Raw genomic sequence first — 2696 nt, 5'->3', positions numbered from 1 at the left:
AATCTGTCACCTAATTAATCAGGAAGAAGGGAGACATTTGTTTCTGGACGCTACATACACCAACCTTCAATACATCCCCCCCTCCGCCCACCCACATGCTACAAAATGGTGGGGAAGTCGAGCTAACAGCTAAGCCATTGTTACCATATTCGCCCAAAATTCGGCCCGGGTGTAGAGTGTTATCGTCGCCATTTACGGGTCCGTTTTCATCCCAAAAATTTATGTGGACATGTGCGTTTTCCATATTAGAGCCGAGCCACGTTCCTTCCGCCACAAATTCTCCTACAGTGAAGGTGTTCCGTGCATTCATATGGTGGTATCCCATCATATAGTCGCCATGGTCAATCACTATAGTGTACTGATAATCTCCCCAGGGGTATTGATCAATAAAAGGAAGTAGATGTATTGTGCCGTCCGCTACCGCGCGACAACTATTTGTTGCGCCGATTTTAAGATCCCAACCAGCGTGATAATTGGAAGTGTTGAATTCACGCCAACCGAATGGAGACTCGACACACTCAGACCCGTCTGTTGGCCACGTAAGCCCCAAAGCATCTGAAAGCAAGGCTCCACCCAAACAGACATGCCCCAAAATGAGTATTAAAATGAATTGTCTCATTGTATCCTCCTTTCCATACCAAATGTTTAATTATTGACTATTCCGCGATACAAAACACCGCCGTAAGCATCGCCACCGACTACAGCAAACCCGTGCTCTTCCTGGCCGAAGATTCGCCATACACCCTCAAGAATAACCGCGGACTTAAAATCCCGCGCAAAAATTCCCGTTTGAATGTGGCACCCGTCAGGGCCACCTAGCGCGTATAAGAAGCCGTTTTCGACCGTAAAGGCCCTTGGCTGCAGGCCGGAGTAGTAAGGAGCAATGGCCACGGGATCCGCATTGTGCGCATCAAGGCGATTAATGGTATATTCGTTGGCACCATTTAACTTACCGTGAAAGAACAAACCGAGATCACCAAAAGCCGGGGCGAAGGCACCGGCAGATGCGAGTAGCTTGGTTTTGCCCGTTTTCATGTCAATTAGCTCAGATCCGCTGTAACTGGTGATAATCCCGAATAATTGGTCAGCAATTCTGCCGTGCGCCTGAAAAGCTAGGGCAGTGCGTTCGCATTCCCATATTGTCCCGCAAGAGCTATCATATGCTGTCAGGATGACCTGCTTTGTTGGCCTTCCTTCTTCTTCTAACCGGTGGAGAGACAAGACCCTCTCTGAGCTCAGATATGCCACATCAAAGTACGAGTCAGCACAAGCCCATTCACAATCCGCATACGGTCCTGGCTTGGGAAGGGGTTTATAGTCGAGATAGCCCTCACGCAATTTTCGTGTTGCCTGTTTCGGTGAATAATTCCTGACACCAACGAGATCAATTCCCGCAACCACAAGTGCAACACCAGAAACGTTTTGCAAAATCTCGGCAGCTTCATTAATGATACAAGTACTTGTGTTTCCCTCGATCGAGTACAAAATGACAATGAGATCGCCCGAAACCGATCTCTCGACAGAATAGCTCGAGGCAACTTCCAATAAAAAGGTCCCGATAACGGCGGCTGAATTCGTGTTATACATTACGAACTGAAGGTCAGGCGGTGCATGCTTAGACTCTTGAGACTTGAAGCCAGCGAGGTAAAGACCCTCGCCCAAAGAATCTACGCCTATAAGTCTTTTGTCGCATTGATAAACGGCCTCTCTGCTTTCTACGGGAGTTGGCTTGTAGAATGCTCCTGCAGTTGCATTTGACGCAGAAAAAAGTAGCCCGCTTAAGGCAACCAGAAAAACTACTCTCAATGACAGCCGGTATTGCATTGTGGCCTCCCTTTTTGGTTCAATCTTTAAGCCCCACTGTATGGGTGCCGTGCATTCGAGCTCCGAGAGCATGGCCCCACGTCATGGACAGGAAGTGCCGACGCTGCTGGAGAGGATGGATACATCGGCAAGATTAATAATACCATCATAATTAAAATCCGATCGATAGTTGTAGGATCCCGCGTAATCCTGGGCAAAACATGAAACATCTGCAAGATTAACATCCAAATCGCCAGTGATATCAGGGCTGTTGAAATAAAGATTTAATTCAACAAAACCACATGCGGAGGGCGCCCAATAAAATACCGAGCCCTCAACGGGGTTCCCATCTGGACCCACCGAGGAATGTCCACCACCAAAAATGGGCTGGCTGGAGAAAACCGCAGGGAGTCCGCCTGAAAGGTCCGCATTCAAAAAACTATCACCCGAACAAGTAGTAACTGTTCCAAAGAAGAGGAGCTGAGGGTCGAATTCGACGCCCGTCCAATAAGCCTCATCAGTAAGATACCGAAGCCAATAAACGACAATTTCCACCCCACCATTTACGGCATCTGCCATACTCGTTCGGCCGTCTGGATAAATGCATATGCTATTGGGAGTTAGAATGTCGTCTGCCGTAAACGGTTCGTTGTAGGGGGAGTATCTGTACCGGCATGATTCGGACTGAGAAGATGCAGGTAGGAGAAAGATCAAGTATAGGAGAAAAAACAAACATACGGAGTATTCACGGAATAACAAACGTTGAATAGTTCTCATGACTCGCCTCCAAAGTAATCGATCACGTAAGTTTAGACTGCCCTCGCCGAGATTTGCTGTTTGAACCGCCCCGGGTTTGACGGAGACTCCACAGTCTGAGAGGATGGAGTCATGTC

General features: G+C 48.1%; 3 protein-coding genes. All 3 read right to left on the bottom strand.

Annotated elements, in window-relative coordinates:
- Positions 1–10: 10 nt before the first annotated feature.
- From KOO63_06125 to KOO63_06115, 3 genes are read right to left on the bottom strand one after another with little or no spacing between them, the layout of a single operon-like run.
- Positions 11–619 (bottom strand): M23 family metallopeptidase, encoded by a 609-nt coding sequence (locus KOO63_06125; GenBank protein ID MBU8921380.1) that lies wholly within the window; start codon positions 617–619, stop codon positions 11–13.
- A 26-nt stretch (positions 620–645) separates the two neighbouring features.
- Complete coding sequence (locus KOO63_06120; GenBank protein ID MBU8921379.1) at positions 646–1896, bottom strand: hypothetical protein; 1251 nt, start codon at positions 1894–1896, stop codon at positions 646–648.
- A gap of 9 nt (positions 1897–1905) precedes the next feature.
- Positions 1906–2382: a hypothetical protein gene (locus tag KOO63_06115; GenBank protein MBU8921378.1), complete on the bottom strand. Its 477-nt coding sequence runs from the start codon at positions 2380–2382 to the stop codon at positions 1906–1908.
- Positions 2383–2696: the final 314 nt, after the last annotated feature.

This window comes from Candidatus Latescibacterota bacterium, assembly GCA_019038625.1.
GTDB lineage: Bacteria > Krumholzibacteriota > Krumholzibacteriia > Krumholzibacteriales > Krumholzibacteriaceae > JAGLYV01.
The sequence above is the reverse complement of the archived record's forward strand: the minus strand, read 5'-3'. Positions and strand labels throughout refer to the sequence as shown.